Here is a 26784-nt window from a genome sequence, read left to right on the forward strand (position 1 = left end):
CGCGTAGCAGTGCGCGCCGTTGGGGCTGGGCGCGCAGTTCCCCGCGCCCCTGGGGAGTCGGCGGCGCCCTCGGTTGCGAGCGGGAGTGCGTCGGCGTATCGCCGTGCCGGGGGCGAGTGTCGTAGCAGTGCGCGCCGTTGGGGCTGGGCGCGCAGTTCCCCGCGCCCCTGGGGAGTCGGCGGCGCCCTCGGTTGCGAGCGGGAGTGCGTCGGCGTACCGGCCCGCCGGGGGCGAGTGTCGCAGCAGTGCCGCGGTGTTGGGGCTGGGCGCGCAGTTGCCGCGCCCCTGGGGAGTCGGCGGGGGCCTGGGTTGCGGGCGTGCGCCCCGGGTGGTGCCGGGGCGCACTGTTCGTCAGGAGGCCTGGCGTTCGGGGTCGTGGTGTATTTCCACGCCCGCCGATTCGCCGAAGGTCAGCCGGCAGGTGTCGGCGCGGTAGGTCGCCACCGAGAGTGCCGCGGTGCGGCCCTGGACGACGAAGCGGGTGGTGACGACGAGGACGGGTGAGCCGGGGAGCCGGTCGAGTTCCTTGGCGTCCTCCGCGCGCGCGGAGCCCAGCTCGACGGCGCGGTCCTGTCCCTCGAGCGGCAGGTGCTGCAGCTCCCGCAGCACCGCACGCGCGCGTGCCGGGCCGGACGGTGTGTCGATCGCGGTCAGGCCGGGCACGGAAGCCGCCGGGATGTAGAGCAGCTCGGTGGCGACCTGCTGACCGTGGGACATGCGGGAGCGGCGGACGATGTGGACGGGCTCGTCCGTGCCGGTCTCCAGGGCAGCGGCGACGGCGGCGGGCGGCGCGGCCTGGGCGCAGTCGACGGAATGCCAGGCGTCTCCGGCGGCGCCGGGCCAGGCGTGCTGTCGGGTGCCGACGGCCACGCCCACGCGCGGGGGCGCGACGGTGGTGCCCACACCGCGGCGGCGCTGCAAGCGGCCTTCCAGCTCCAGCTGTTCGAGAGCTTGGCGGAGCGTGGCCCGGGCCACGCCGAAACGGGCCGCGAGGTCGCGCTCGTTGGGCAGGATCTCGCCGACCGAGAACTCTGAGTCGAGTGCCTCGGTGAGCACGGTCTTGAGATGCCAGTACTTCGGTTCCGGTACCGATTCCAGCTGCGTGGTCCCCACCCTGTCCTCCGCAAGAGCCGTGGTCCGGCGGTTTTTAGCGCCCTTGTTTATTAAAGGTTGTTGCACTTATCTGCGACCATAGGGCGGTCACCACCCTTGGTCAAGACCAATCCTCGGTCCCGTCATGAACGCGCGGGCGACCTGCCGCGGAGCGTTCACGGGGCGTTCTTGCACGGCGGTCCGTGTGACATCGCGGCAAAGTCGCCGACGTACGGCGAAACCACCGCCGTGGTGGCGGGGGCTCCGGGGGCGGCTCGGTTCAGTTGCCGGTGAGGTGCTGGAGCTTGTCCGGGTTGCGGACGATGTAGACGGCGGTGATGCGGCCGTCGGCGATGTCCAGCTGGAACAGGCTGTCGGGCTTGTCGTCGGCCAGGACCAGCAGGGCGGGGCCGCCGTTGACCTCCAGGAGCCGGAAGGACAGGGCCGACGCTTGTCTGCGGGCGGCGCCGACGAGGAAGCGTCCGACCTTGTCGGCGGTGTGCAGGGTGCGCAGCGGTGCCTTGGCCTTGCCGCCGCTGTCTCCGACCAGCCGGACGTCCGGGGCGAGGAGGGACATCAGCCCCTCCAGGTCGCCCTCGGCCGCGGCGGCGAGGAAACGCTTCGTCAGGTCCCGGCGCCGGGCGGGGTCGACCTCGTACCGCGGGCGCCGCTCCGCGACGTGCCGGCGGGCCCGCCCGGCGAGCTGTCGCACCGCCGGCTCGCCGCGGTCCAGCAGCGTGGCGATCTCGGCGTAGGGGTAGCCGAACGCCTCCCGGAGCGCGAAGACCGCGCGCTCCAGCGGGGACAGCGACTCCAGGACGACCAGGACGGCGAGGGAGACGGTGTCGGCGAGCACGGCGCGGTCCGCGGAGTCCGGGGCGGTGTCGCCGAAGTCGGTGCGGCACGGCTCGGGCAGCCACGGCCCGACGTACGCCTCGCCGCGTGACTGCACCTGGCGCAGCCGGTCGATGGCCAGGCGGGTGGTGATGCGCACGAGGTAGGCGCCCGGTTCGCGGACCTCCGTCCGGTCGGCGTGGTACCAGCGCAGCCAGGCGTCCTGAACCACGTCCTCGGCGTCGGCGACCCGGCCGAGCATGCGGTAGGCGACACCCATGAGCAGGGGCCGGTGCTCTTCGAAGACGTCCGTGGCGGGGTCGGCGGTCACCGCCCCATCCCATCCGACACGCCCTGCCGGTGTCCACCCGGAATGACCGGGTCCGGGAGCGGTCCGGATCACAATGACCGCGGACCGTCGGCGGGCGGCGGCCGGCGACCTGGAGGTGGCCGATGCGGTACGGGGTGCTGGGCACGGGCGAGGTGGGCCGCACGCTGGGCGGCAGACTGCTGGAGCTGGGGCACGAGGTGACCCTCGGGTCGCGGACAGCGGACAATCCGGTGGCTGTGGAGTGGGCCACCGCGGCGGCCGGGCGGGCGCACGCGGGGACGTTCGCACAGGCGGCAGCGGCCGGCGAGGTGGTCGTCAACGCGGTGGGCGGCCCGGTTGCGCTGGACGCGCTGCGGGCGACGGGCGCGGAGCACCTGGACGGCAAGGTGCTGGTGGACGTCTCCAACCCGCTGGTGTTCGAGGACGAGCAGCCGCGCCTGGACCCTGTCGAGTCGGACAGCGTGGGCGAGCGGATCCAGCGCGCGTTCCCGCACACGCGCGTGGTGAAGACGCTGAACACCGTGAACTGCCAGGTGATGGTGAAGCCGGCGCTGGTGCCGGGCGAGCACAACGTGTTCGTGTGCGGGGAGGACGCGCGGGCCAAGGAGCAGGTGACGGAGCTGCTCGTGGAGTTCGGGTGGCCGGCCGGGCGGGTGCTGGACCTGGGCGGCATCCGCGCGGCGCGCGCGGTGGAGATGTATCTGCCGCTGTGGCTCACCATGTTCGGGCGCTTCGGCAGCCCCGAATTCAACATCGAGGTGCGGCGGGCGGTGTGAGGGCCGTACGGCGGCGCGCCCCGGGGCTACCCGTCGGTAGCAATTGCTGACAAGCTGTCTACGGCGTCCGTCAGCAGCCCACACGAGGAGCACCTCATGTCCGCCACCGTCTCCTTCAAGGTCCCCACCCCGCACGGCCCGGGCGATGTGACCGTGTCCTACGCGCGCGTGGGCCGCGGCGAACCGCTGGTCCTGCTGCACGGCATCGGCCACCACCGGCAGGCCTGGGACCCGGTCGTGGACATCCTCGCCACCGAACGTGACGTGATCGCCGTCGACCTGCCGGGCTTCGGTGCGTCGCCGGGCCTGCCCGACGGCCTGGCCTACGACCTGCCCACCACCAACTCCGTGCTCGGCGGCCTGTTCGAGACCCTGGAACTGGAGCGCCCGCACATAGCCGGCAACTCCCTGGGCGGCCTGCTCGCGCTGGAACTGGGCCGGGAGAAGCTCGTGCGGTCGGTCACCGCGCTCTCGCCGGCGGGCTTCTGGACGGAGGCCGAGCGGCGGTACGCCTTCACGGTTCTGCTCGCGATGCGGGGCATCGCCCAGCGCCTCCCGCTGCCGCTGGTGGAGCGGCTGGCGCGCACGGCGGCCGGCCGGACCGCGCTCACGAGCACCATCTACGCCCGGCCCACGCGGCGTTCCCCCGAGGCGGTGGTCGCCGAGACGCTCGCGCTCGTGGGGGCCACCGGTTTCGAGGCGACCCTGCGGGCGGGCACCACCGTCCGGTTCACCGACGACCTGCCGGGTCTGCCGGTCACGGTGGCCTGGGGCACCCGGGACCGGCTGCTCGTGCGCCGCCAGGGGATCCGGGCCAAACAGCTCATCCCGCATGCCCGGCTGGTCCGGCTGCCCGGCTGCGGCCACTGCCCGATGAACGACGACCCGGCGCTGGTCGCACGGGTCATCCTGGACGGCAGCCGCTGAGCCAGGATTCCGACGGCCCGTCAACCGACCCCAGGCACGGCCGGTTGTTCACTCGTGGTTTGCGTGCGCGCCGCAGCGCCCCAGTAGGTGTGGCTCTGCACACCGGCCGGATCCCGTCCCTGGAGGCGCAGCCATGTCCCACCGTCCGTTCCCCGGCCGCCGCAGCGTACTGCGCGGCTCCCTCGCCGCGTCGGCGGCCCTGACCCTGCCCGTGGGCCTCGGCGCGGCCCCGGCCTTCGCCCGCTCCGGACGCCCCGGAGCGGGCTGGGGCGTGCAGACGGGCGATGTCACCGCCGACTCCGGCCTGGTGTGGGTGCGTGCGGACCGGCCCGCCCGGATGATCGTGGAGACCTCGGCCACCGAGTCGTTCCGCAGCCCGCGCAGATGGCACGGCCCGCTGCTGGGCCCCGGCACGGACTTCACCGGCACCACGCGGCTGCACGGGCTGCCCTCCGGCGAGCAGATCCACTACCGCGTGCTGCTCGCCGACCCGGACGACCCGCGCCGCACCGGCGAGCCCGTGACCGGCACCTTCCGCACGGTCTCCCGGCGCCGCCGGGACGGCGTGCGCTTCCTGTGGTCGGGTGACCTGGCGGGCCAGGGCTGGGGCATCGACCCCGACCGCGGCGGCTACCGGATCTACGACGCCATGGCGAAGCTGGACCCCGACTTCTTCCTGTGCAGCGGCGACAACATCTACGCCGACGGACCCATCGGCTCCACCCAGGCGCTGCCCGACGGCGGCACCTGGCGGAACATCACCACCGAGGAGAAGTCGAAGGTCGCCGAGACCCTTGCCGAGTACCGCGGCAACTTCCGCTACAACCTGCTCGACGAGAACCTGCGCCGGTTCAACGCCCAGGTGCCCTCGGTCGTCCAGTGGGACGACCACGAGGTGCGCAACAACTGGTACCCGGGTGAGGTCATCGCCTCCACGGACACCCGGTACACCGAGAAGAGCATCGACGTCCTCGCCGCGCGCGCCCGGCGGGCGTTCAGCGAATACTTCCCCGTCTCCACGCTGCGTCCCGGCGCCAAGGAGGGCCGCGTCCACCGGGTGCTGCACCAGGGCCCGCTGCTGGACGTGTTCGTGCTGGACATGCGGACCTACCGCAACGCCAACTCCACCGACGACCAGACCGTGGACCCGCAGGGCATCCTCGGCCGGGAGCAGCTGGAGTGGCTCAAGCGGGAGCTGGCCCGGTCGCGCGCGGTGTGGAAGGTGATCGCCGCCGACATGCCCCTCGGGCTCGTCGTGCCGGACCCGATGGAGAACAAGCCGAACTTCGAGGCGGTGGCCCAGGGCGACCCGGGCGACCCGCTCGGCCGTGAGCTGCAGATCGCGGAGCTGCTGCGGTTCATCAAGCACCGGCGGATCACCGGCACGCTGTGGCTGACGGCGGACGTCCACCACACGTCTGCCCAGCACTACCAGCCGTCCCGGGCCGCTTTCACCGACTTCGAGCCGTTCTGGGAGTTCGTCTCCGGGCCGCTCAACGCCGGTGCGTTCCCGGCCGCAGCACTGGACGGCACCTTCGGCCCGGAGCGGGTGTTCGTGAAGGCGCCGACCGCGTCGAACGTGTCGCCCGCCGGTGGTTACCAGTTCTTCGGCGAGGTGGACATCGACGGGGACAGCGGTGAGCTGACGGTCCGGCTGCGCGAGCAGGACGGCACCGTGCTGTTCACGCGGACGCTGCAGCCGGGCCGCGTCGGCCAGTAGGACGACGGGCGCGGGTCCTTCCGGGGTTCCGTGGCGTTCAGGCCGAGCGGTCCGGGGCACACGGGGAGGAGCCGCACCTGGCGGTGACCGCGGCACGCCGCGGCTCTTCCCGGCCGGTCACCCGGGCTCGGCGCCTGCGGGACGCCCTTGCCGGAGAGCCGGCCGCCTGGATTCCGCCGGAACACTGCCGCGTTGCCACCGCGTAAATCGCGAGAAAAAGGACGGAAGCATGCTTTACCCATCGGTCACAATCAGTTCGTGATCACGCAACACCTTTGCTTCACAGTGGTTGCATGACTCCAGAGATGTCTGATGTGACCCGGGCGAAGCACGGACGGCCCGTACACCACTGGCGGCGGGACGTCGTCGAACTCGCCGCGCTCTTCACGGCCGTCGCCGTGGCGGACGCGGTGGCGAACCTGATCGGGCACGGGCCGGACGGACCGGCCCTGCTCATGATCTCGGCGCTCGCGCTGGCCGCGACGGCGGGCTTCCACGTGTGGTGGTCACGCCGCCACGGACACGCACCGCCGGTGAGCGATACCGGCGCCCGGAAGGCCGCCCCGACGCGGCCGGCCGGGCCGTCCGAGCAGTCCGCCGCCGTGCAGGTCGCCGGCGCGCTGTGGCGTTTGCGGACGACGGTGAAGGACGAGCCGGGCTCCCTGGCCGCCCTGTGCACGGCGCTCGCCGAAGAGCGAGTGGACATCCTGAGCCTGCAGACGCACCCGCTGGCCGACGGCACCGTGGACGAGTTCCTGCTGCGGGCGCCGGGCGCGCTGGCGGCGGCGGAGATCACCCGGACCGTCGCGCTGGCCGGGGGCACGGCCACCTGGATCGAGCGGGCCGACGCCCACGACCTGGTCGACGCCCCCACCCGGGTGCTGGGCCTCGCCGCTCGCACCGCTCTGGACGCCGCCGAACTGCCGCTGGCGCTGCGCCAGCTGCTGGGCCGCTGCACGATCCGCACGCTGCCCGGGAGCCCGGCGGGTGGCGGGCGCGGACCGGAACCGGTGCCGGTCGAGGGCGTCCTGGAGGACACCCTGATGCGGCTGCCGGCGCCGGAGGGCGGTGTGCTCACCGTGGAGCGGCCTCACCTGCCGTTCACGCCCACCGAGTTCGCGCGGGCCCGGGCGCTGGTGGAACTGGACAGCCGGCTCGGACCGCGCATTCCCCGCGGCCAGGACGTGCTGACCCTGCCCGAGGGCAACGACATCACCGTGCGCCGGGCCGACACCGGGGACCTGGCCGCGGCCAGGGCGATGCACGATCGGTGCTCGCCGCGCACCCTGGGCCTGCGCTACCACGGCCCGGTCGGCGACGCGGACCGCTATCTGAGGCATCTGCTCAGCCCCCGCTTCGGCCGTACGCTGGCCGCGCAGACCGCGTCCGGCCGGATCGTCGGGCTCGGTCATCTGCTGTGGGACGGCGACGAGACCGAGGTCGCGCTGCTGATCGAGGACGACTGGCAGCAGCGGGGCATCGGCGGCGAACTGCTGGGCCGGCTGGTGGCGATGGCGGTGGAGGCCGGCTGCGAGAGCGTGTACGCCGTGACGCAGGCCTCCAACACCGGCATGGTCGCCGCGATGCGCGGCCTCGGCCTGCCCCTGGACTACCAGATCGAGGAGGGCACGCTGGTCATCACGGCCCGCCTCGGCGCGGCCCCGGCGGCCCAGCGCTCCCCGCACGACACCGACCGCCACCGGGTGAGCGGCCCGGCCCGCCGCGACTGACCCGACGCCGAACCCGACCGCCCTGCCCGGCGCACCGGCCACCGCGAACGGCGCCGAGCCCCCCGCGCCCGGCGCCCGTCCTCAGGCCACTGCCTCCCGCAGCGGCTGCGGGCGGCGGGTTCGCTCGCCCAGGGCCTGGTCCAGGTCGGACCACAGGTCGTCCACGTCCTCCAGGCCCACGGACAGCCGCAGCAGCCGGTCGCTCACGCCCGCCCCACGCCGGTCCTCGGCGTCCACGATGCGGTGGCTGATGGACGCGGGATGCTGGATGAGCGTGTCGACGCTGCCCAGGCTCACCGCGGGGGTGACGAGCCGGACCCGGGAGATGACCTCGTGCGGGTCGCCGTGCACCTCGAAGGCGATCATCGCGCCGCCGAGCCGCGGATAGTGCACTCGGGCCACGCGCGGGTCGTCGGCCAGCCGGCGCACCAGCTCGGCTGCGTTCGCGGAGGCGGCCCGCACCCGTACCGGCAGGGTGGCGAGGCCGCGCAGCAGCAGATAGCCGGCCAGCGGATGCAGCACACCACCGGTGGCGAATCGTATCTGCCGAAGCCGGCCCGCGAACTCCTCGTCGCAGGCGACCACGCCGGCCAGCACGTCGCCGTGCCCACCGAGGTACTTGGTGGCGCTGTGCAGCACCATCCGGGCGCCCTGCTCGGCCGGGCGCTGCAGCACGGGCGTGGCGAAGGTGTTGTCGGCGAGCAGCGGGACCGAGCCGCAGGCGTGCGCGACGGCCCGCAGGTCGAGTTCGGCCAGGGTCGGGTTGGCCGGGGACTCGACCATCACCAGACCGGTGTCCGGGCGCACGGCGTCGGCGATGCCGGCCGGGTCGGTCCAGGTGACCTCCGTGCCGAGAAGCCCGGCCGTGAGCAGGTGGTCGCTGCAGCCGTACAGGGGGCGGACGGCGACGACATGGCGCAGGCCCATTGCCGATCGGGCGAGGAGGACCGCGCTGAGCGCGGCCATGCCGCTGGCGAAGGCGACCGCGGACTCGGTGCCCTCCAGGCGGGCGAGCGCCGTCTCGAAGCGGGCGACGGTCGGGTTGCCGAGACGGCCGTAGACCGGCGGCCCCACCGGGTCGGCGCCGTCGGTGGCGAACGCGTCGATGCGGGCGGCCTCGGCGCGGCTGTCGTAGGAGGGGTAGGTGGTGGACAGGTCGATCGGCGGGGCGTGCAGGCCCTGGCGGGCGAGGTCGTCGCGGCCGGCGTGCACGGCCTCGGTGGCCAGGGCTCTCGATGCGGTGCGTACGTCGTTGTAGGCACCCGTGCTGGCTGTGTCCATGGGCGGAAGGGTGAACATCGAACGGTTCACTGGAATCGAACACCGTGCTACGTTCGGCCAATGGCCGAATCTGTCGTACTGGATCCGGTCGATCTGCATCTGCTGCGCCTGTTGCAGAACGACGCCCGGACCACCTACCGCGATCTCGCCACGCAGGTGGGCGTGGCACCGTCGACCTGCCTGGACCGGGTGACCCGGCTGCGCCGCTCGGGCGTGATCCTCGGTCACCGGCTGCAGCTGGATCCGGCCAGACTCGGGCGGGGGCTCCAGGCGTTGCTGTCGGTGCAGGTGAGACCGCACCGGCGGGAACTGGTGGGCCCCTTCGTGGAGCGGATCAGGGCCTTGCCGGAGGCCCGGACGGTGTTCCATCTGACCGGTCCCGACGACTATCTGGTGCATGTGGCCGTCGAGGACATGGCCGACCTGCAGCGGCTGGTGCTGGACGAGTTCACGTCGCGGCGCGAGGTGGCCCGGGTGGAGACCCGGCTGATCTTCCAGCAGTGGGAGTGCGGGCCGCTGCTGCCGCCCGTCCACGCCCAGAGCTGAATCCCCCCGTACGTGGGTGACGCGGAGATCCTCCTCGTACGAGGATGGCCGCATGTCTGAGACCAAGAGCCCGCTGCCCCGTCAGGTCGCCGACGCCTACGTGGACGACCTCATCGCCCTCGACCCGGTCACCGGTACGTATCTGGGTGTGAGGGAGAGTTCGAGCCGACTGCCCGACTTCTCGCCCGCCGGTCAGGAGGCCCTCGCGGAGCTGGCCCGGACCACGCTCGTCCGGCTGGACGAGGCGGAGCGGCAGCCCGGCGCGGAGAGCGACGCGGAGCGGCGCTGCGGACGGCTGCTGCGCGAGCGGCTGACCGCCGAACTCGCCGTCCTCGACGCGGACGAGCACCTGCGCGCGGTCGGCAACATGCACACGCCCGGCCATGCGGTGCGGGACGTGTTCACGATCATGCCGACGCAGTCGGACGAGGACTGGGCGCTGATCGCGCAGCGGCTGCGTGCTGTGCCGGACGCACTCGCGGGCTACCGCGCGTCACTGGAACTCGGCCTGGAGCGCAAGCTGTTCGGCTCGCCCCGGCCCACCGAGACCTTCATCGGGCAGCTGACCGAGTGGACGGACACGGACGGCTCGGGCCGCGGCTGGTACGAGGACTTCGCCGCAGCGGGCCCCGAGGCGCTGCGCGCGGAGCTGGACGAGGCGGCGCGTGCGGCGACCGGCGCCCTGCTGAGCTTGCGGGACTGGCTGCGGGACGTGTACGCGCCGGCGATCGAGGGCGCCCCGAACGTGGTGGGCCGCGAGCGGTACGCGCGCTGGGCCCGCTACTTCAACGGCACCGACCTGGACCTGGACGAGGCGTACGCCTACGGCTGGGCGGAGTTCCACCGGCTCCTCGGCGAGATGAAGCGGGAGGCGGAGAAGATCCTGCCCGGCGCCGAGACCCCCTGGGTGGCGCTCGCGCACCTCGACGAGCACGGCCGGCACATCGAGGGTGTGGAGGAGGTCCGCGCATGGCTGCAGGGCCTGATGGACAAGGCCATCGAGGACCTGGACGGCACGCACTTCGACCTGGCCGAGCGGGTGCGGAAGGTGGAGTCGTGCATCGCCCCGCCCGGCGGTGCGGCCGCCCCCTACTACACGCCCCCGACGGAGGACTTCTCCCGGCCCGGCCGCACCTGGCTGCCCACGATGGGCGAGACCCGCTTCCCGGTCTACGACCTCGTGTCGACCTGGTACCACGAGGGCGTGCCCGGGCATCATCTGCAGCTCGCGCAGTGGGCGCACGTCGCCGAGAGCCTCTCCCGCTACCAGGCGACGATCGGCGGGGTCAGCGCCAACGCCGAGGGCTGGGCGCTGTACGCGGAGCGGCTGATGGACGAGCTGGGCTACCTGAAGGACCCCGAGGAGCGGCTCGGCTACCTGGACGCGCAGATGATGCGCGCGGCCCGGGTGATCGTGGACATCGGCATGCACCTGGAGCTGGAGATCCCGGCCGACTCTCCGTTCCACCCCGGTGAGCGGTGGACGCCGGAGCTGGCGCAGGAGTTCTTCGGCGCGCACAGCAGCCGGCCGGCGGACTTCGTGGAGAGCGAGCTGACCCGGTACCTGACGATCCCGGGCCAGGCGATCGGCTACAAGCTCGGTGAGCGGGCGTGGCTGCTGGGCCGGGAGAAGGCGCGCGAGCGGCACGGTGCCGCGTTCGACCTGAAGGCGTGGCACATGGCTGCGCTGTCCCAGGGTTCGCTGGGTCTGGACGATCTGGTGGACGAGCTGTCCCGGCTCTGACGCCCGTAGCGGTGCTCCGTCCCGCCCCGTCGCCCGGCCGGCGGCGGGGCGGTTCGCCGTATCGCACTCCGCCCCGCCGGCACGGGGGTGCTGTACCGCGCTCCGCCCGCCGGCACGGGGGTGCTGTACCGCGCTCCGCCCGCCGGCACGGGGGGCGTACCCCACTCAACCCCGCCGGCGCGCGTGGAACAGCACCGCACTCCGCCCCGCCGTACCGCACTCCGCGCCTCCGATGCGCGGCACCGCGCGCCACTCGGCCGTACGGCCGCCTCCCGCTGGCGACGGCCGGGCGACAGCGGCTAGCTGGTGCCCGGGGGCCGAAGCGAGAGGCGGGCCGGGCATGCACGAGAAGGGGCCGGGACAGCAGGCACTGGAGGCACCCCGCGCCGCGGGACTCGCCGGTGTCCTCTTCGCGCTGCTCCTGGCGGCGGCGATCGTCCTGGTCAGGCTGGGGCTCCCGGACGGAGCCGACGCGTCCGGCGCTCAGGCGTTCACGGACTCCGGGCGGCGCAACGCACTGCGGGCGGCCCTCGCGCTCGTGCCGTTCGCGGGCATCTTGTTCCTGTGGTTCGTCGGCGCGGTGCGCGCGCACGTCGGTGCCGTCGAGGACAAGTTCCTCGGCACCGTCTTCCTCGGCAGCGGGCTGGTCTTCACCGCCATGATGTTCGGCGCCGCCGCATCGGCCGGTTCCGTGCTCGCGGTGCAGCACCCCACCGGTGTGGTGCCGCCGCCGGCCGCCTGGGACTTCGGCCGCCACCTGGCGTACGCGCTGATGACGGAGTTCGCCATGCGGATGGCGGCCGTCTTCGTGTCCTCCATGTCGGTCATCGGCCACCGCCTCGGCGTCCTGCCGCGCTGGCTCACCGTCGTGGGATTTCTCTGCGCCCTGGTCCTGCTCTTCGTCTCGTCGAACGTGCCCTGGGCGGAGCTTGTCTTCCCGGCGTGGTCGCTGCTGCTCAGCCTGCACATCGTCAGCGTGCGCCGCCGCGACCGGCCCCGGCCGGCGGCGGCCGGATGACGGCCGGCTCCAGGGAGCCGCTCACTCGATCGGCGTGCCCCGCGCGCGGGCACCCCGCCTCGGCTCGCATGCTGGCGAGCGGGGGACGACCGCCGTCCGGAGCCGCCCGCGGATGCCGCGGTGCGCACGCCGGACCTGGCCACCGGAAAGGGCGGAGCGTCGATGAGGCTCGTCGTCGATCTCAACAAGTGTCAGGGGTACGCACAGTGCGCGTTCCTCGCGCCCGACGTCTTCGCCATGCACGGCGAGGAGTCGCTGATCTACAACCCGCGTGCGGACGAGGAGCAGCGGGAGCGGCTGGCACGTGCCGTCGCCGCGTGCCCGGTGCAGGCGATCACGGCGGACGGGCTGGACGGTGCCGGGGGTGCGCCGGTGGCCGGTGCCGCCGGGGAGGCCTCCGATGGCCGTTGACCACCTGGAATGGCTCAGGCGCGAGGGCCGGATCGTCGTCGTGGGTGCTTCGCTGGCCGGTCTGCGGGCTGCCGAGACCCTGCGCGCCGAGGGTTTCGCCGGTGAGCTGACCCTGATCGGTGACGAGCCGTACGAGCCGTACGACCGTCCGCCGCTGTCCAAGTCCGTGCTGCTGGGCAAGGCGTCCCCGCTCCACACCGAGCTGCCGCACCGCTGGGAGATCGACGCCAAGTGGCGTCTCGGCGTCGCGGCGGCCGGGCTGGATCTGACGGCCAAGCGGGTGCGGCTGGCCGACGGGGACGAGGTGGAGTACGACCGGCTGCTCATCGCCACCGGTGTCCGCGCCCGGCCCTGGCCGAAGGAGGAGGAGGCGCGGCTGGACGGTGTCTTCCTGCTGCGCACGCGTGAGGACGCGGCCGGGCTCGTGCAGCGGCTGAAGGCGGGGCCGCGCCGGGTGTTCGTCATCGGTGCCGGGTTCGCCGGTTCGGAGGTCGCCTCGGCGTGCCGCGAGATGGGCATCCCGGTCACCGTGGCGGAACGTGCGGGCGCGCCGCTGGCGGGTGCGCTGGGCGGGGTCGTCGGGGCGGTCGCGGCCGACCTCGCGACCGAGAACGGCGTGGATCTGCGCACCCATGTCACGGTGACCGCGCTGGAGGGGGACCAGGTCGGCCGGGTACGGGCGGTCCATCTGTCCGACGAGAGCGTCGTCGAGGCGGACGTGGTCGTGGTGTCGCTGGGTTCGCTGCGCAACACCGAGTGGCTGGCCGGGTCGGGGCTGGGGGCGGGCCCCCGGGGCATCGCCTGCGACGCGGGCTGCCGTGCCTTCGACTTCCGGGGCATCGTCACGGACGACGTCTTCGTGGCGGGTGATGTGGCGCGTTCCCCGCACGCGCTGTTCGGCTACCAGTTCCTGTCGCTGGAGCACTGGGGCAATGCCGTCGCCCAGGCGGAGACGGCCGCGCACAACATGATCTGCCACGGTGCCGACCGGCGTCCGCATCTGTGGATGCCCGCCTTCTGGTCCTCGATGTTCGGCGTGAACATCAAGTCGGTCGGGGTACCGCCGATGGGCGAGCAGCTCATGATCACGCAAGGGTCGCTGGCGGAGCGCCGGTTCGTCGGTGTCTACGGCCACAAGGGCCGGGTCGTGGCCGCCGTCACCTTCGACAACACGCGGTGGCTGGAGTTCTACAAGCGGCAGATCGAGCAGGGCGCGCCGTTCCCGGTGGAGTACCCGACGATGGACCGGCGTCCCGAGGGCCGGCAGCCGGTGGATGCCGACTTCCCGGACCCGTCCCTGCCGACCCACGGCCCCATGGTGACCCTGAGCGGCTACTCGCCGGCCGACCAGCAGCTGGTCTTCCACCCCGCCCGCCACTGACCGCCTCCCGGCCCGATGTCCAAGGACCTGTCATGACAGAAGCCTCGCTGGTTCGCCGGATCACCGACTTCGCGAACCGCGCCGACCCATACCCGCTGTACGAGGAGCTGCGCAAGACCCCGGTGCTGCACGAGGAGGAGGGCGGTCCTTTCGTCCTCAGCTCGTACTACGACATCAAGGCCCTGCTGCACGATCCGCGGGTCAGTTCCGACGCCGGCAACGTGGCCGCCTCCGGAGGCGACCCGCTGAACGAGGCGGAGGAGACGGGCGGACTGCCGCCGTCCTTCCTCCGCCTCGACCCGCCCGAGCACGACCGGCTGCGGCGCATCGCCAACAGCGGTTTCGGGCCGCCCCACCGGCCCGACCGGGTCGACCACCTGCGGGGCGACATGGCGGCGACCGTCGCCCACCTGATCGACGGTTTCGGAGACGCCCGGCAGATCGACCTGGTCGACCAGTTCGCCTACCCCTTCCCCGTGTCCGTGATCTGCCGGCTGCTCGGTGTGCCGCGGGACGACGAGCCGAAGTTCCGCGCCTGGGTCGATCCACTGGTCGCGAGCCTCGACCCCGGGGCCCGGCAGGGTGCGGACGAGGAGTTCGTGAAGTCCCTGCAGGAGTCGCGGATGGCGCTCGGCATGTATCTGGCCGGGCTGGCCGAGCAGCGCACCAAGGAACCACAGGACGACCTGCTCTCCGACCTCGTGCGCAGCGACGGCCCGGAAGGCTCCATGACGATGATGGAGGTGCTCAGCACCGCGGTGCTGCTGCTGATCGCCGGTCATGAGACGACGGTCAACCTCATCACCAACGGCATGCTCACCCTGCTGCGCCACCCGGACGTCCTGCAGCGGCTGCGGGAGGACCCGCACCTGTCGGTCAACATCGTGGAGGAGCTGCTGCGGTACGAGCCGCCGGTGCAGATCGTTCCGCAGCGCACCTGCATCACCGACATCGACGTGCGCGGGGTCACCATCCCCAAGGGCTCGCGGATCTGGCTCATGATCGCGGCCGGGAACCGGGACCCTGAGCGGTTCAAGGACCCCGGGCGTTTCGACCCGGACCGCGGGGACATCCAGCACCTGGGCTTCGGCAGCGGCATCCACAGCTGCTTCGGTGCCCCGCTCGCCCGGCTGGAGACACAGCTCGCGCTGTCCGAGCTGGCCCGGCGGCTGGAGAACCCGCGCCTGGTCGAGGACCCTCCGCCGTACCGGCCGAACGCCGTACTGCGCGGCCCCCGGCATCTGAACATCGCCTTCGACGGGCTGCGTTGAGCGGCTGAGAGCGCCTGCGCCGGGGTCCGCACCTGCGCGGGACGGGCGTCAGCAGCCGCAGTCGCCCGTCACGGGTGCCGTCAGCGGGTCGGCGTCGTGGCGGGCCGGGCCCTGCCAGGTCTCGTAGGCGAAGCCCTCGCGCGCCCAGTACTCGAAGCCGCCGAGCATCTCCTTCACCTGGTAGCCGAGTTCGGCGAGCGCGAGGGCGGCGCGGGTGGCGCCGTTGCAGCCGGGACCCCAGCAGTACGTCACCACCGGCACGGACCGGTCGAGGAGTTGTCCGGCCTGCTCGGGGATGAGCGCGGTCGGCAGGTGGACGGCGCCGGGGATGTGGCCCTGGTCCCAGGACTCGGTGGAGCGGGAGTCCACGACGACGAAGCCGGGGTCACCGTCGGCCGCGAGCGCGGCGGCCACGTCGGAGACGTCGGCGTGGAAGGCGAGGCTCGCCCGGAAGTAGGCGGCCGCCTCGGCGGGAGCGGCGGGGGCGACGCGCAGGACGGGGTTCTCGGAAGTCGTTTCGATCATGACTGGAAATCTACGGCCGGCGGGCGGCTCCCTGAAGGGAAGATCCACGGGCTTGCCCTTGCCCCGCCGGGGATTCCCCTGCTATCCATCCGGGATGACCGTGTATTCCCCGGACGCCACCGACTGGCGCATCCTCGAAGTCCTCCAGCGCGACGGGCGGGCCAGCTACGCCGAGCTGGCGCGCGCCGTCTCCATGTCGGCGAGCGCCGTCACGGAGCGGGTCCGGCGGCTGGAGGAGGCGGGCGTGATACAGGGATACGCGGCGGTGCTCGACCCCGAGCGGCTCGGCTTGTCCATCCTGGCTTTCGTCCGGCTGCGCTACCCGAACGGCAACTACAAGCCGTTCCACGACCTGGTGGCCGCGACGCCCGAGATCCTGGAGGCGCACCATGTGACGGGCGACGACTGCTTCGTCATCAAGGTCGCCGCCCGGTCGATGTCCCACCTGGAGGAGATCTCCGGGAAGATCGGGGCGCTGGGCTCGGTGACCACGAGCGTCGTGTACTCCTCCCCGCTGCCCCGGCGCCCGCTGGGCCACTGAGCCGCCACGGGGTGTCGTTCGGATCAGCCCGGGCCCAAGGCGCCCGGCACGGCACCTCGCCGCGTCGCCGGATCACCCGGGTGCGCCCGGTACGCGGCAGATCCTCCGCCTCGCGAGGCACCGCACCGGACGCCGCGGCATGCTCCGGCCTGATCCGAGCGCCCGCTAGACAGCTCCGCGCTGGCGCAGCGCCGATCCCGAACGGCCCTTGACCACCTCCAGCTGGGCGTGGATGCGGCGGCGCAGGTCGGCGACGTGGCTGACGATGCCGACGCTGCGGTCGCGTTCGCGCAGGGAGTCCAGGACGTCGAGGACCTCGTCGAGGGTCTGGTCGTCCAGGCTGCCGAAGCCCTCGTCGATGAAGAGGGTGTCGAGGCGGACGCCGCCGGCTTCGTCGGTGACGACGTCGGCGAGGCCGAGGGCGAGCGCGAGGGAGGCGAAGAAGGTCTCGCCGCCGGACAGGGTGGCGGTGTCGCGCTCCCTGCCGGTCCAGGCGTCGACGACGTGCAGACCGAGGCCGCTGCGGCCGCGTCCGGTGCGGTCGTCGGAGTGGACGAGGGTGTAGCGGCCCGAGGACATCCGCTGCAGGCGGACGGTCGCGGCTGCGGCGACCTGCTCCAGACGGGCGGCGAGCACGTACGACTCCAGGCGCATCCGGCGTTCGTTGTCGGCGGCGGTGCCCGCGGTGAGCGCGGCGAGCCGGGCCACTCGGTCGTGCTCCTCGCGCAGCGGGCCGAGCCGGCGTACGGCACCTGCGGCGCGGGCGGAGAGGCGGTCCAGCTCGGTGCGGCAGCGGGCGGCGGCGTCGCGCGCGGAGGCGGCCTCGCGCAGGCGCCGTTCCGCGCCGGCCGCCGCCCGCTCGGCGCCGGCCAGGTCGGCGGGCGGCTGCTCGGCGGCTGCGGCGGTGCCGGTCTCGGCGAGGACGGCGCGGACGGTGGCCTCCTCCTGCTGCCAGGCGTCCAGGCGATGCTGGAGTTCGCGGTGGGAGGCGGGGTCCAGCAGGGCGGCCGCCGCGGCCTGCGGGGTGTCGAAGCCGGCCCGGTAGGCGGCGTCGGCGAGGCGGGCGTCGGCGTCCTTCAGCCGCTGGGCCGCGTCCTCGGCGGCGCGCACGGCGTCGGCGGCCTCGGTGAGCCGTGCCGCCTGCCGCTCCAGCTGCGCGGCGCGTGCGGCCACGCTGTCGGCGCTGCCGCGCGCCTGCACCAACTCGGCCTCGAGCAGCGCCTGTTCGCGGTCCAGGGTGTCGCGGCGGGTGAGCCGGGAGGCGCTGCGCACGGCTGCCTGCTGGCGGTCGGCGAGGCGCTGCTCGCGTTCCTGCTCGGTGCGCCGCAGCTGTTCCTGGGCGGCGTGCAGGGCGGAGGCTTCGCGGCGGGCGCGGGCGTACTCCTGCTCCAGGTGCTCCGCTTCGGCTGCGAGCCGGTCGGTGGGCGTGTCGCCGGCCTCGGCCGAGGCGGCGGCCAGGGCCTCGCGGACCAGGCCGAGGCGCCGTGCGTCCTCGGCGCGCTCTTCCTCGGCGCGCTGGGAGGCGGCGAGGGCGCGGTCCTCGGTCTCGCGGTCGACGTGTCCGGCGATCTTGCGGGCGGGCGCGGGGTGTTCGGTGGCTCCGCAGACTGCGCAGGGCTCACCGTCGGTGAGGTGGGCGGCGAGTTCGGCGGCGATGCCGGTCAGCCGCTGTTCCTTGAGGTCGAGCCAGTGCGCGCGGGCGTCGAGGGCGCGCTGTTCCGAGGCCTGCGCGTGCTGCCGGGCCTCTTCCAGGTCGGCGGCCAGCTGGTCGCGGGTGCGGGCCGCGTCGAGCCGCCGTTGCAGGGGGGCGCGCTGGACGGCGAGTTGTTCGGCGCGGGTGGCGGCCTCCCGGGCGGAGTCGATCCGGGTCTGGAGGACCGCCCGGGTGCCGTCCCAGTCGGCGAGCCAGGCGTCGGCTTCGCGCAGGACCTCCTCGTCGGCGCGCTCCTGCCGGTCCAGTCCGGCGCGCTCGTCGGCGAGTTCGCCGAGCCGGCGTTCGGCGCGCCGGGCCGCGTCCAGGCCGCCCAGTTCCTCGGCGGTCCGGCGGGCGGCGGCGGCAAGTCCGCTCGCCCCGGCGTCGGCACAGGAGCCGGGGAGCCGCCCGCGGATGTGGGCCTCGGCCGCGGCGGCCCGGCGGTGCTCCGCCTCGGCGGCCTCCCGCAGCTCCAGGGCGGGCGCGACCACTTCCGCCTTGCGGGCCCGCTCCATGCGCTGCTGCGCCTCGCGGTACGCACCGGCCCGTGCCCGCAGGCGCTCGGCGCGCTGCACGGCCTCGGCGAACCGGGCCTGGAGCCGGGCGAGTTCGCGTACCTCGTCCAGGGTGCGACGGGCCGTCGTGTGGGCGGACTCGGCGGCGGAGAGGCGGCAGTGGGCGACGGTGAGGCGCTCCCGGGCGGTGCTGCGGGCGACGGCGGCGGCACCGAGCACGGCCTCGGCCAGCCCCGGGTCCCCGGGGGCCAGCTCGGGCAGCTCCATGGCATCGCCGGCCTCCTGCTGCATGCGGTGGGCGTCGGCGAGCAGGGCAGCGTCGCCCTCGCGCACGCGTGTCTCGGTGGCGCGGCGGCGTTCGGCGAGCCGCTTCTCGACGTCGGCGAAGCGCTGGGTGTCGAAGAGGCGCCCGAGCAGCTTGCTCCGGGCCTCGGCGTCGGCGCGCAGGAACCGGGCGAACTCACCCTGGGGAAGGAGGACGACCTGGCAGAACTGCTCGCGGCTCATGCCGAGCAGTTGGGTGATCTCCTCGCCGATCTCCTGGTGGGAGCGGCTGCGGTCCTTCCAGGCGCCCGCCCTGCCGTCGTACTCGCGCAGCCAGGACTGGGCCTTGTCGACCGTCGTGCCCTTGCCGCGCAGCTTGCGCCGCTCCCACGGGGGCTGCCGGGTGATCTCCAGCCTGCGTCCGGCGACGGTCAGTTCGAGGCGGACCTCGGTGCGGGTGGCCGGCTGGGCGTGGTCGCTGCGCAGGTTCATGCCCTGGCTGCTCTGCCGGGCGCCGGGGACGGAGCCGTAGAGCGCGTAGCAGACGGCGTCCAGGACGGAGGTCTTGCCGGCGCCGGTGGGGCCGTGCAGCAGGAAGAGCCCGGCGGTGGACAGGGCGTCGAAGTCGACGGTCTGGGAGCCGCCGAAGGGTCCGAAGGCGGTGATGTCGAGCCGGTGCAGCCTCATCGCGCCACCTCACGCACGGCGTCGGCGGCGCGGACGGCGTCGAACGCCTCGCGCAGCACGGCCGCCTCGCGTTCGTCGGGTCCGGCGCCGCGCACGTGGGCGACGAAGTCCTGGGCGATCTGCTGGTCGCTGCGGCCCGCGAGGCGGCGGACGTAGGACACCTCGGGGTCGTCGGGGGCACGCTCGGGGGCGAAGACCAGGCTCAGGGTGTGCGGGAAGCGTTCGGTGAGCCGGGCCATGGGCTCGGCGGGGCGCACCGCGTCGGTGAGGGTGGCCTCGATCCAGGCGTCCTCGTGGCGGGTCAGGCCAGGGTCGGCGAGGAGGTCGTCCAGGGTGCCGCGGAGGCGGGCGAGCGGGCGGGGCACCGGGCAGTCCACGCGCTCGGCGGTGACCGAGCCGTCCGCGTGGAGGTCGATCAGCCACATGCTCTTGCGGTGGTCGGCCTCGGAGAAGGAGTAGGCGAGCGGGGAGCCGGAGTAGCGCACCCGCTCGGTGATGGTCTGGCAGCCGTGCAGGTGTCCGAGTGCCACGTAGTCGACGCCGTCGAAGATTCCGGCGGGGACGGCAGCCACTCCCCCGACGGTGATGTCCCGCTCGCTGTCGCTGGCCTGGCCGCCGGTGACGAAGGCGTGGGCGAGGACGACGGAGCGCGTGCCCGGCGCCCGGGCGGCGAGGTCGGCGCGGACGCGGTCCATGGCGGCGCCGAGCACGGCCTCGTGACCGGCCTTCTCGACGCCGAACTCGTCCTTCGTCAGCGCCGGTTCGAGGTAGGGCAGGCCGTAGAAGGCGATGTCGCCGTGGGCGTCCTGGAGCACGACGGGGGTGCCGGCGGCGGACGGTTCGGTGCGCAGGTGGATGCCCGCGCGGTCGATGAGTCCGGCGCCGACGCCGAGGCGGCGGGCCGAGTCGTGGTTGCCGGAGATCATCACGGTGGGCACGCCGAGGTCCGCGAGGCGGTGCAGGGCGGTGTCGAACAGTTCGACCGCGGCGAGCGGGGGCACCGCGCGGTCGTACACGTCGCCCGACACGACCACCGCGTCCACCGCGCGCTCACGCACGGTGCCGACGAGGTGACCGATGAACTCCGCCTGGGCCCCGAGCAGGTTCACCCGGTGGAAGGCCCGGCCGAGGTGCCAGTCGGACGTGTGCAGGAGTCTCATGATCCCCGACCCTAACGGCCGGGTCTGACATCACGGGCGGTTACTCCCGTATCAGCCCGTCACGACCCGGACACCATGGAGCCTTTATGTCTGATTAGCGGCAATCGTCACGCATCTCCATAGGCTTCGCCGCCCACTTCGAACCCGGCCGTGCCCGCCGTCACATCGGCGAGCCAGCCGCGGAAGGCGTCCACGTCGGCGTCCGGCAGGCCGATCTCGATGGTGACAGCCTCGCCGTAGCGGACGTCGCGGACCTCACGCCCGGTGGACCTGAGGTCGTTCTGCACCTTGCCCGCACGCTGGTGGTCGACGGTCACGGTGGCCAGCCGGAAACGGCGCCGGGTGATCGTGCCGAGCACGTCCAGCGCCTCGCCGACGGAACCGCCGTAGGCGCGGATGAGTCCGCCCGCGCCGAGCTTGACCCCGCCGTAGTAGCGGGTGACGACGGCGACGACGTAGCGCATGTCACGGCGCAGCAGCATCTGGAGCATGGGGACGCCGGCGGTGCCGCCCGGCTCGCCGTCGTCACTGGCCCTCTGCACGGAGGCGTCGGCGCCGACGACGTACGCCCAGCAGTTGTGGGTCGCGTCGGCGTGCTCCTTGCGGACGCAGGCGATGAAGTCCTGTGCCTCCCGCTCGGTGGCCGCCGGGGCGAGGGCGCACAGGAAGCGGGAGCGATTGATCTCGGTCTCGTGCACGCCCGCGCGGGCCACTGTGCGGTACTCGTCCTGCATCCCGCCAGCCTATGCGCTGTGCGGAAGCGCCGGGACGGGCAGCTCCGCTCCGTGCCGTCGCACGTCCACGGCACCGACGTGGCGGGTCACGCCCGGCAGGGGGAGCCGCCACGCCCGTCGCACGTCCGCGGCACCGACGTGACGGGTCACGCCCGGCCGGCGGAGCCGCCACGCCCCGTCGAGACGGCCTCGCGCCCCTTCGGGACGCTACTCCTTGCGCCCGCGCGGCACCGTGAACGAGGTCAGCAGCGCCACGCCCGGGGCGAGGGCCGGCCAGCCGCTGCCGCGCCAGTCGAGCACGGCGATCGCAGCCGTCGGGAACTTCTCCCGCACCCGGTCCAGGGTGTCGTCGAGGCCGTCCGCGGCCAGCGCCTGCACCAGTTCCTCCAGTCCCGGGTTGTGCCCGACCACCAGCAGCGTCTCGACCTCCGGCGGCGCCTCACGCGCGACCTCCAGCAGCTCCGGCACGCCGGCCCCGTACAGCCGCCGGTCGTAGTGCACCGTCGGCGGGGTGGCCCACTCGGCGGCGGCCAGCTCCCACGTACGGCGGGCACGGACGGCGGTGGAGCACAGGGCGAGGTCGGGCAGGGAGCCGGCGGCGGCAAGGGCCCGTCCGGCGGCCGTTGCGTCCCGCAGCCCGCGTGCCGCGAGCGGCCTGCGGTGGTCCTCGACCCCCTCGGGCCAGGCGGACTTGGCGTGCCGCAGCACCACCAGCCGGCGCAGCGGGCCCGCGCCCGCCCGCTCGATCACGTGAGGCTCCCGAGGTCGCGGGCCAGCTCGACGGCGAGCAGCCGGTCGGCGTAGGCGTACGTCTCGAAGCGGGCGCCGTCGGGCAGGTCCGGGTCGTGCTCCACGTCCCGCAGGACCGCGAGCACTCCGGGCAGGTCGAGATCGTCCTCCCAGGCGGCCCGCAGCCGCGTCCGCACCTCCTCGGGCACCGGACGTGACGGCCGCCGCGCCCATCCGGCCACCGCCCGGCGCCAGTGGGCGAGCTGCGCCGCGGCCTGCGCCAGGGCGGTGCCGTCGAGCCGCGCGGGCTCCTGCCGGGGGGCCCGGAGGAGGGCGAGGCGCAGGGCGGCCGGGTCGTCGAGCAGGACCGGGAGCGACGGCCCCGGGCCGGCCCAGGCCACCGGCGCCACGGCGGCCACCGGTCCCTCGGCGCGCACGGTGGCGGTGTCGCCCTCGGCCACATGGATCACCTGAGCCTCTCCCAGTCCGGACGCGAGGTCCCGGCCGTCCTCGAAGGGGCGGACGGCCAGCCGGGTGCCGGCCGCGCGGAGTTCGGGCAGTTCGCGGGGTGCCGTGAGGATCGCCCAGACCGGGGTGCCGCCCAGCTCCAGCGCCCGTACCAGCAGGTCGGCGGTGAGCAGCACCCGCAGGGCCGTCGGGTCGAGGCCGGAGGCGTGGGCCTCGATACGCGTCAGACCGCGGCGGGCGGGCACGGCGGAGACGGGCTCACCGGTTCGGGCGTCCAGGATGCGCAGCACGGGGCGAGCGTAGGCGGGCGGACGGCCGTATGCAGGCAGCTTGCACCGATTCCGGTCACCGTGGCGGGGTACGGCGGGAATCGGCACCCACCTGGGTGCTGTTGCCCCGACGAACAGTTCCCCGCAGCCCGAGGAGGCGGCCGATGTACGGCGACGACGCGACGATCCGCAGGATCCTGACCGACCTGGGAGACACCTGGGCCGTGGTCGGCCTGTCCTCGAACCGGAGCCGGGCGGCGTACGGAGTGGCCCAGGTGCTGCAGCGGTTCGGCAAGCGGATCGTGCCGGTGCACCCCAAGGCGGAGACGGTGCACGGCGAGCGCGGCTACGCCTCGCTGGCGGACATCCCCTTCGGCGTGGACGTGGTGGACGTCTTCCTCAACAGCGCGCTGGCCGGAGCGGTGGCGGACGAAGCCGCGGCCAAGGGCGCGAAGGCCGTGTGGTTCCAGCTGGGGGTCGTCGACGCGGCGGCTTACGAACGGGCCAGGGCTGCGGGTCTGGAAATGGTCATGAACCGGTGCCCGGCGATCGAGATTCCCCGCCTGCCCTAGTGTGACTGTTCTCCTTCATCACAATTCTCCGCTGAATATTGACATTCTCACTACCGCTCTGACCTGTACCAAGGCTCCATCCCAAGACAGTCAAGATCCTGGGTCAAGTTTTGTAAAACAGTCTTTTGTCGGGGCGGAAAGCCTTCCTAGCCTGTGGCCTCCTTGCTCGTTAATTCTGCGTTCATGAACTGAGAGGCCACTTGACATGGCGAAAGTCGACGCCCTGCCACAGGCCAAGACGGAATCCGGCGGTCTGCGCCGGGACGTCGGACTGATCGGTCTGATGTGGGCCTCCGTGGGGTCCATCATCGGCTCCGGCTGGCTGTACGGCGCCGAGAAGGCGGTCGTCGTGGCCGGTCCCGCGGCGATCATCTCGTGGGTGATCGGCACGGTGGCGATCGTGCTGCTGGCGCTCGTGCACGCCGAGCTCGGCGGCATGTTCCCGGTGGCGGGCGGCACCGCCCGCTACCCGCACTACGCGTTCGGCGGCCTGGCCGGCATGTCCTTCGGCTGGTTCGCCTGGCTGCAGGCGGCGACCGTGGCCCCGATCGAGGTCGAGGCCATGATCGGCTACGCCGGTCACTGGAAGTGGGCCCAGGGCCTGCAGCACGTCGACGGCACGCTCACGACCAGCGGTTTCCTCACGGCCGTCGCCCTGATGGCGGTCTTCGTCGGCGTCAACTTCTTCGGCGTCCGGGCCCTGGCGCACACCAACAGCGCGGCCACCTGGTGGAAGATCGCCGTCCCGCTCGCAGCGATCTTCATCATCGCGGTGGGCAACTTCCACGGGAGCAACTTCACCTCGGAGGGCTTCGCGCCGTTCGGCATGAAGGGCGTCCTCGGCGCCATCAGCTCCAGCGGCATCATCTTCGCGCTGCTCGGCTTCGAGCAGGCGATCCAGCTGGCGGGCGAGAGCCGCAACCCGAAGCGCGACCTGCCGCGGGCGACCCTCGGCTCGGTGGCGATCGGCGCCGTGATCTACATCCTGCTGCAGATCGTGTTCATCGCCGCGCTGCCGCACAGCTCGTTCGCGCACGGCTGGGCCAAGCTGGACTTCCCCGGCATCAGCGGTCCGTGGGCGGGCCTGGCGACGCTGGTGGGCCTGGGCTGGCTGGGCTGGGTGCTCTACGTCGACGCGATCATCTCGCCCGGCGGCACCGGCCTGATCTACACCACCGCCACCTCGCGCGTCTCCTTCGGCCTGGCCAAGAACGGCTACGCGCCGAAGGCCTTCGCCAAGACCGACAAGCGCGGTGTGCCGTGGTTCGGCCTGCTGATGTCCTTCGTCACCGGTGTGGTCTGCTTCCTGCCGTTCCCGAGCTGGCAGGAGCTGGTCGGTTTCATCACCTCGGCGAGCGTGCTGATGTACGCGGGTGCGCCGCTGGCCTACGGCGTCTTCGCCGACCGCCTGCCGCACCACGAGCGCCCCTACCGGCTGCCCTTCGGCAAGCTCATCTCGCCGCTGTCCTTCGTGGTCGCGAACCTGATCATCTACTGGGCCGGCTGGGACACCCTGTGGCGCCTCGGCTTCGCCATCCTGCTCGGCTATGTGCTGCTGGGCTCCTACGCCTGGTACGCCACCGCCAAGCGGCTGCCCGACGCGCCCCGGCTGGACTTCAAGGCCGCGCAGTGGCTGCCCGCCTACCTGGCCGGCCTGGGCCTGATCTCCTACCTGGGCGGTTTCGGCGGCCGGGGCAGCATCCCGATGTACTGGGACATCCTGGTCGTCGCCGCCTTCTCCCTGGCCATCTACTACTGGGCCAAGGCGACCGCCTCGAAGCCCGAGGCCATCGAGCGCAGCATCGAAGAGGTCGTGGTCACGGACGCGCCCGCGCACTGACCGGTACGGTCACGGAGGCGCCCCGCCCACCGTCCCGTACCCGCCTCACGAACGGTGTCCCGTCGGCCCTGCTGACGGGACACCGTCATAATGCTCGCGTGACGTCACCCTCCCCCCACACCAACTCCCCTGCTCCGTCCCGCTTTCCGGTCGTCGTCATCGGCGCCGGACCGGCCGGCCTGACCGTCGGGAACATCCTGCGGGCCGCGGGCGTCGACTGTCTGGTCCTGGAGGCCGAGAGCCGGGAGTTCATCGAACAGCGGCCACGCGCCGGGGTCATCGAGGAATGGGCCGTACGTGGTCTGGAACAGCGCGGCCTGGCCGGCAACCTGACCGCACGCGCCCAGCGGCACACCGAGTGCGAGTTCCGCTTCGACGGCCGCGGCCACCGGTTCCGATACGGCGAGCTGACGGGACGTCACCACTGGGTGTATCCGCAGCCCCTGCTGGTGACGGACCTGGTGCGCGAGTACGCCGACGTGCGCGGCGGGCAGATCCGCTTCGGTGTCCGGGACGTCCGCCTGCACGACCTCGACTCCGACCGGCCCGCCGTCTCGTACACCGACCCGGACAGCGGGGAACGGCAGCTGGTGCGCTGCGAGTTCGTGGCCGGCTGCGACGGGGCCCGCGGGGCGAGCCGGGACGCGCTGCCGGCGCGGGCGCGCATCTCCCGGCACGACTACGGCATCGGCTGGCTGGCGCTGCTGGCCGAGGCCCCGCCGTCCGCGGACTGTGTGCTGTTCGGCATGCACCCGAACGGGTTCGCCGGGCACATGGCGCGCAGCCCCGAGGTGACCCGCTACTACCTCCAGTGCCCACCCGGCGACGACCCGGCCAACTGGCCGCACGAGCGCGTCTGGAACGAACTCCGGCAGCGCCTGGAGGCCACCGGCCGGCCGCCGCTGAGGGAGGGACGACTGCTGGAGAAGCGGGTGCTGGACATGCACAACTACGTGGTCGAACCCATGGTCTTCGGCCGTCTCTTCCTGGCCGGCGACGCCGCGCACCTCGTCGCGCCGATCGCGGCCAAGGGCATGAACCTCGCCCTGAACGACGCCTTTCTGCTCGGCGACGGCCTCTGCGCCTACCTGACCAAGGGGGACGGCACCGGTCTGGACGGCTACTCGGACGCGTGTCTTCGCCGGGTGTGGGACTACCAGGAGTTCTCGGAGTGGCTGTCCGGGATCTACCACGGCACCTCCAGCGGCGCCCCCTACCGCGCCGGTACCACGCTGGCCCGGCTGCGCCGGCTGTTCACCTCGCCCGCAGCGGCGGCGGCCTTCGCCGAGCAGTACCTCGGCACGGCCGCCGCCTACTGAGCCCGCCCGGCCTCGGCCAGGCGGTGGTCGGCCGTCTTCAGGGCCTCCTCGACCAGCCGGCGCACATGTCCGTGGCGGAGCGAGTAGATCACCCGTCGCCCCTCCTTGCGGGTGTCCACCAGGCCGGCGAGCCGCAGCCGGGCGAGGTGCTGACTCACCGCCGGGCGGGCGGCGCCGCACGCTTCGGTGAGCGTGGTGACGTCGGCCTCGCCCCCGGTCAGGGTGTGCAGCAGAGCGAGCCGGGTGCGGTCGCCGAGCAGGGCGAGAAGCCCGGCGGCGACCGCGAACTGCTCCTCGCCCGGGCTGCGCTCGTGCGCATGGTACGCAGGTGATAGGTGCATGCGTGCGCTCATACGCACATAATGGCCGGGGGGGCACCGTGCGTCCACCACGCCCACCGGAAGGA

The 26784-nt window shown here is 73.2% G+C and carries 24 protein-coding genes; 14 read left to right on the top strand and 10 right to left on the bottom strand.

What is annotated here, in order from left to right; all coding sequences use genetic code 11:
* Nucleotides 1-351: 351 nt before the first annotated feature.
* Complete coding sequence (locus tag ACZ4SF_RS32865) at nt 352-1113, bottom strand: GntR family transcriptional regulator (protein ID WP_468391822.1); 762 nt, start codon at nt 1111-1113, stop codon at nt 352-354.
* 259 nt (nt 1114-1372) lie between these two features.
* Nucleotides 1373-2257, bottom strand: a complete 885-nt coding sequence (locus ACZ4SF_RS32870; protein ID WP_468391825.1) for an RNA polymerase sigma-70 factor — start codon at nt 2255-2257, stop codon at nt 1373-1375.
* Nucleotides 2258-2379: 122 nt separating this feature from the next.
* On the opposite strand from ACZ4SF_RS32870, the gene ACZ4SF_RS32875 reads away from it, so the two are divergent.
* The 4 genes from ACZ4SF_RS32875 to ACZ4SF_RS32890 all read left to right on the top strand — a co-directional run bounded on the left by ACZ4SF_RS32875 (nt 2380) and on the right by ACZ4SF_RS32890 (nt 7410).
* Nucleotides 2380-3033, top strand: coding sequence for an NADPH-dependent F420 reductase (locus ACZ4SF_RS32875; RefSeq protein WP_468391828.1), 654 nt, complete (start codon nt 2380-2382; stop codon nt 3031-3033).
* 96 nt (nt 3034-3129) lie between these two features.
* A complete protein-coding gene (locus ACZ4SF_RS32880; protein WP_468391830.1) occupies nt 3130-3960 on the top strand; it encodes an alpha/beta fold hydrolase in 831 nt (276 codons plus the stop codon).
* A 133-nt stretch (nt 3961-4093) separates the two neighbouring features.
* Entirely contained in the window at nt 4094-5680 is a 1587-nt protein-coding gene (locus ACZ4SF_RS32885; protein WP_468391833.1) for an alkaline phosphatase D family protein, read from the top strand.
* Between the two features lie 293 nt (nt 5681-5973).
* The gene (locus ACZ4SF_RS32890; RefSeq protein WP_468391836.1) at nt 5974-7410 is read left to right on the top strand and encodes a GNAT family N-acetyltransferase; all 1437 of its coding nucleotides are present in this window, start codon (nt 5974-5976) and stop codon (nt 7408-7410) included.
* Nucleotides 7411-7491: 81 nt separating this feature from the next.
* On the opposite strand, the gene ACZ4SF_RS32895 is transcribed toward ACZ4SF_RS32890, so the two are convergent.
* Complete coding sequence (locus ACZ4SF_RS32895; protein WP_468391839.1) at nt 7492-8691, bottom strand: trans-sulfuration enzyme family protein; 1200 nt, start codon at nt 8689-8691, stop codon at nt 7492-7494.
* A gap of 60 nt (nt 8692-8751) precedes the next feature.
* On the opposite strand from ACZ4SF_RS32895, the gene ACZ4SF_RS32900 reads away from it, so the two are divergent.
* The 6 genes from ACZ4SF_RS32900 (at nt 8752) to ACZ4SF_RS32925 (ending at nt 15062) form a co-directional block, all read left to right on the top strand.
* Nucleotides 8752-9237: an Lrp/AsnC family transcriptional regulator gene (locus ACZ4SF_RS32900; RefSeq protein ID WP_468391842.1), complete on the top strand. Its 486-nt coding sequence runs from the start codon at nt 8752-8754 to the stop codon at nt 9235-9237.
* Nucleotides 9238-9289: 52 nt separating this feature from the next.
* A complete protein-coding gene (locus tag ACZ4SF_RS32905; protein ID WP_468391845.1) occupies nt 9290-10981 on the top strand; it encodes a DUF885 domain-containing protein in 1692 nt (563 codons plus the stop codon).
* 340 nt (nt 10982-11321) lie between these two features.
* A complete protein-coding gene (locus tag ACZ4SF_RS32910) occupies nt 11322-11999 on the top strand; it encodes a hypothetical protein (RefSeq protein ID WP_468391848.1) in 678 nt (225 codons plus the stop codon).
* Between the two features lie 162 nt (nt 12000-12161).
* Nucleotides 12162-12410: a ferredoxin gene (locus tag ACZ4SF_RS32915; protein ID WP_468392036.1), complete on the top strand. Its 249-nt coding sequence runs from the start codon at nt 12162-12164 to the stop codon at nt 12408-12410.
* Entirely contained in the window at nt 12400-13791 is a 1392-nt protein-coding gene (locus ACZ4SF_RS32920; protein ID WP_468391851.1) for an NAD(P)/FAD-dependent oxidoreductase, read from the top strand. Before ACZ4SF_RS32915 ends, ACZ4SF_RS32920 begins: the two co-directional genes overlap by 11 nt.
* Before the next feature lie 32 nt (nt 13792-13823).
* Entirely contained in the window at nt 13824-15062 is a 1239-nt protein-coding gene (locus ACZ4SF_RS32925) for a cytochrome P450 (RefSeq protein WP_468391854.1), read from the top strand.
* Between the two features lie 48 nt (nt 15063-15110).
* On the opposite strand, the gene ACZ4SF_RS32930 is transcribed toward ACZ4SF_RS32925, so the two are convergent.
* On the bottom strand, nt 15111-15587 hold the full coding sequence (locus ACZ4SF_RS32930) for a rhodanese-like domain-containing protein (RefSeq protein ID WP_468391857.1): 477 nt from the start codon (nt 15585-15587) through the stop codon (nt 15111-15113).
* 94 nt (nt 15588-15681) lie between these two features.
* Here ACZ4SF_RS32930 and ACZ4SF_RS32935 point away from each other — a divergent pair, with 94 nt between their 5' ends.
* A complete protein-coding gene (locus ACZ4SF_RS32935; RefSeq protein ID WP_468391860.1) occupies nt 15682-16128 on the top strand; it encodes an Lrp/AsnC family transcriptional regulator in 447 nt (148 codons plus the stop codon).
* Nucleotides 16129-16293: 165 nt separating this feature from the next.
* Here the strand turns inward: ACZ4SF_RS32935 and ACZ4SF_RS32940 are convergent, their stop codons facing one another.
* The 5 genes from ACZ4SF_RS32940 to ACZ4SF_RS32960 form a co-directional block, all read right to left on the bottom strand.
* The gene (locus ACZ4SF_RS32940; protein ID WP_468391862.1) at nt 16294-19287 is read right to left on the bottom strand and encodes an AAA family ATPase; all 2994 of its coding nucleotides are present in this window, start codon (nt 19285-19287) and stop codon (nt 16294-16296) included.
* Nucleotides 19284-20447, bottom strand: coding sequence for an exonuclease SbcCD subunit D (locus ACZ4SF_RS32945; RefSeq protein WP_468391864.1), 1164 nt, complete (start codon nt 20445-20447; stop codon nt 19284-19286). Before ACZ4SF_RS32945 ends, ACZ4SF_RS32940 begins: the two co-directional genes overlap by 4 nt.
* Nucleotides 20448-20554: 107 nt before the next feature.
* Nucleotides 20555-21181 carry a YigZ family protein gene (locus ACZ4SF_RS32950; RefSeq protein ID WP_468391866.1) on the bottom strand — a complete coding sequence of 209 codons (627 nt, stop codon included), beginning with the start codon at nt 21179-21181 and terminating at the stop codon, nt 20555-20557.
* A gap of 207 nt (nt 21182-21388) precedes the next feature.
* Entirely contained in the window at nt 21389-21931 is a 543-nt protein-coding gene (locus tag ACZ4SF_RS32955; protein WP_468391868.1) for a SixA phosphatase family protein, read from the bottom strand.
* Nucleotides 21928-22668, bottom strand: coding sequence for a hypothetical protein (locus tag ACZ4SF_RS32960; protein WP_468391870.1), 741 nt, complete (start codon nt 22666-22668; stop codon nt 21928-21930). Before ACZ4SF_RS32960 ends, ACZ4SF_RS32955 begins: the two co-directional genes overlap by 4 nt.
* Before the next feature lie 143 nt (nt 22669-22811).
* Here ACZ4SF_RS32960 and ACZ4SF_RS32965 point away from each other — a divergent pair, with 143 nt between their 5' ends.
* The 3 genes from ACZ4SF_RS32965 (at nt 22812) to ACZ4SF_RS32975 (ending at nt 26378) form a co-directional block, all read left to right on the top strand.
* On the top strand, nt 22812-23219 hold the full coding sequence (locus ACZ4SF_RS32965) for a CoA-binding protein (RefSeq protein WP_468391872.1): 408 nt from the start codon (nt 22812-22814) through the stop codon (nt 23217-23219).
* 205 nt (nt 23220-23424) lie between these two features.
* Nucleotides 23425-25059, top strand: a complete 1635-nt coding sequence (locus ACZ4SF_RS32970) for an APC family permease (protein ID WP_468391874.1) — start codon at nt 23425-23427, stop codon at nt 25057-25059.
* A gap of 98 nt (nt 25060-25157) precedes the next feature.
* A complete protein-coding gene (locus ACZ4SF_RS32975) occupies nt 25158-26378 on the top strand; it encodes a 4-hydroxybenzoate 3-monooxygenase (RefSeq protein WP_468391876.1) in 1221 nt (406 codons plus the stop codon).
* Here ACZ4SF_RS32975 and ACZ4SF_RS32980 read toward each other — a convergent pair.
* Nucleotides 26372-26731 carry an ArsR/SmtB family transcription factor gene (locus ACZ4SF_RS32980; protein ID WP_468391878.1) on the bottom strand — a complete coding sequence of 120 codons (360 nt, stop codon included), beginning with the start codon at nt 26729-26731 and terminating at the stop codon, nt 26372-26374. The genes ACZ4SF_RS32975 and ACZ4SF_RS32980 overlap by 7 nt on opposite strands.
* Nucleotides 26732-26784: the final 53 nt, after the last annotated feature.

The sequence above is a fragment of the Streptomyces sp. NPDC027663 genome, from assembly GCF_055566415.1.

Coding starts and splice junctions, on each gene's coding strand:
- ACZ4SF_RS32875 (WP_468391828.1), top strand. CDS start 2,380: ATGCGGTACGGGGTGCTGGGCACGGGCGAGGTGGGCCGCACGCTGGGC.
- ACZ4SF_RS32880 (WP_468391830.1), top strand. CDS start 3,130: ATGTCCGCCACCGTCTCCTTCAAGGTCCCCACCCCGCACGGCCCGGGC.
- ACZ4SF_RS32885 (WP_468391833.1), top strand. CDS start 4,094: ATGTCCCACCGTCCGTTCCCCGGCCGCCGCAGCGTACTGCGCGGCTCC.
- ACZ4SF_RS32890 (WP_468391836.1), top strand. CDS start 5,974: ATGACTCCAGAGATGTCTGATGTGACCCGGGCGAAGCACGGACGGCCC.
- ACZ4SF_RS32895 (WP_468391839.1), bottom strand. CDS start 8,691: ATGGACACAGCCAGCACGGGTGCCTACAACGACGTACGCACCGCATCG.
- ACZ4SF_RS32900 (WP_468391842.1), top strand. CDS start 8,752: ATGGCCGAATCTGTCGTACTGGATCCGGTCGATCTGCATCTGCTGCGC.
- ACZ4SF_RS32905 (WP_468391845.1), top strand. CDS start 9,290: ATGTCTGAGACCAAGAGCCCGCTGCCCCGTCAGGTCGCCGACGCCTAC.
- ACZ4SF_RS32910 (WP_468391848.1), top strand. CDS start 11,322: ATGCACGAGAAGGGGCCGGGACAGCAGGCACTGGAGGCACCCCGCGCC.
- ACZ4SF_RS32915 (WP_468392036.1), top strand. CDS start 12,162: ATGAGGCTCGTCGTCGATCTCAACAAGTGTCAGGGGTACGCACAGTGC.
- ACZ4SF_RS32920 (WP_468391851.1), top strand. CDS start 12,400: ATGGCCGTTGACCACCTGGAATGGCTCAGGCGCGAGGGCCGGATCGTC.
- ACZ4SF_RS32925 (WP_468391854.1), top strand. CDS start 13,824: ATGACAGAAGCCTCGCTGGTTCGCCGGATCACCGACTTCGCGAACCGC.
- ACZ4SF_RS32930 (WP_468391857.1), bottom strand. CDS start 15,587: ATGATCGAAACGACTTCCGAGAACCCCGTCCTGCGCGTCGCCCCCGCC.
- ACZ4SF_RS32935 (WP_468391860.1), top strand. CDS start 15,682: ATGACCGTGTATTCCCCGGACGCCACCGACTGGCGCATCCTCGAAGTC.
- ACZ4SF_RS32940 (WP_468391862.1), bottom strand. CDS start 19,287: ATGAGGCTGCACCGGCTCGACATCACCGCCTTCGGACCCTTCGGCGGC.
- ACZ4SF_RS32945 (WP_468391864.1), bottom strand. CDS start 20,447: ATGAGACTCCTGCACACGTCCGACTGGCACCTCGGCCGGGCCTTCCAC.
- ACZ4SF_RS32950 (WP_468391866.1), bottom strand. CDS start 21,181: ATGCAGGACGAGTACCGCACAGTGGCCCGCGCGGGCGTGCACGAGACC.
- ACZ4SF_RS32965 (WP_468391872.1), top strand. CDS start 22,812: ATGTACGGCGACGACGCGACGATCCGCAGGATCCTGACCGACCTGGGA.
- ACZ4SF_RS32970 (WP_468391874.1), top strand. CDS start 23,425: ATGGCGAAAGTCGACGCCCTGCCACAGGCCAAGACGGAATCCGGCGGT.
- ACZ4SF_RS32980 (WP_468391878.1), bottom strand. CDS start 26,731: ATGAGCGCACGCATGCACCTATCACCTGCGTACCATGCGCACGAGCGC.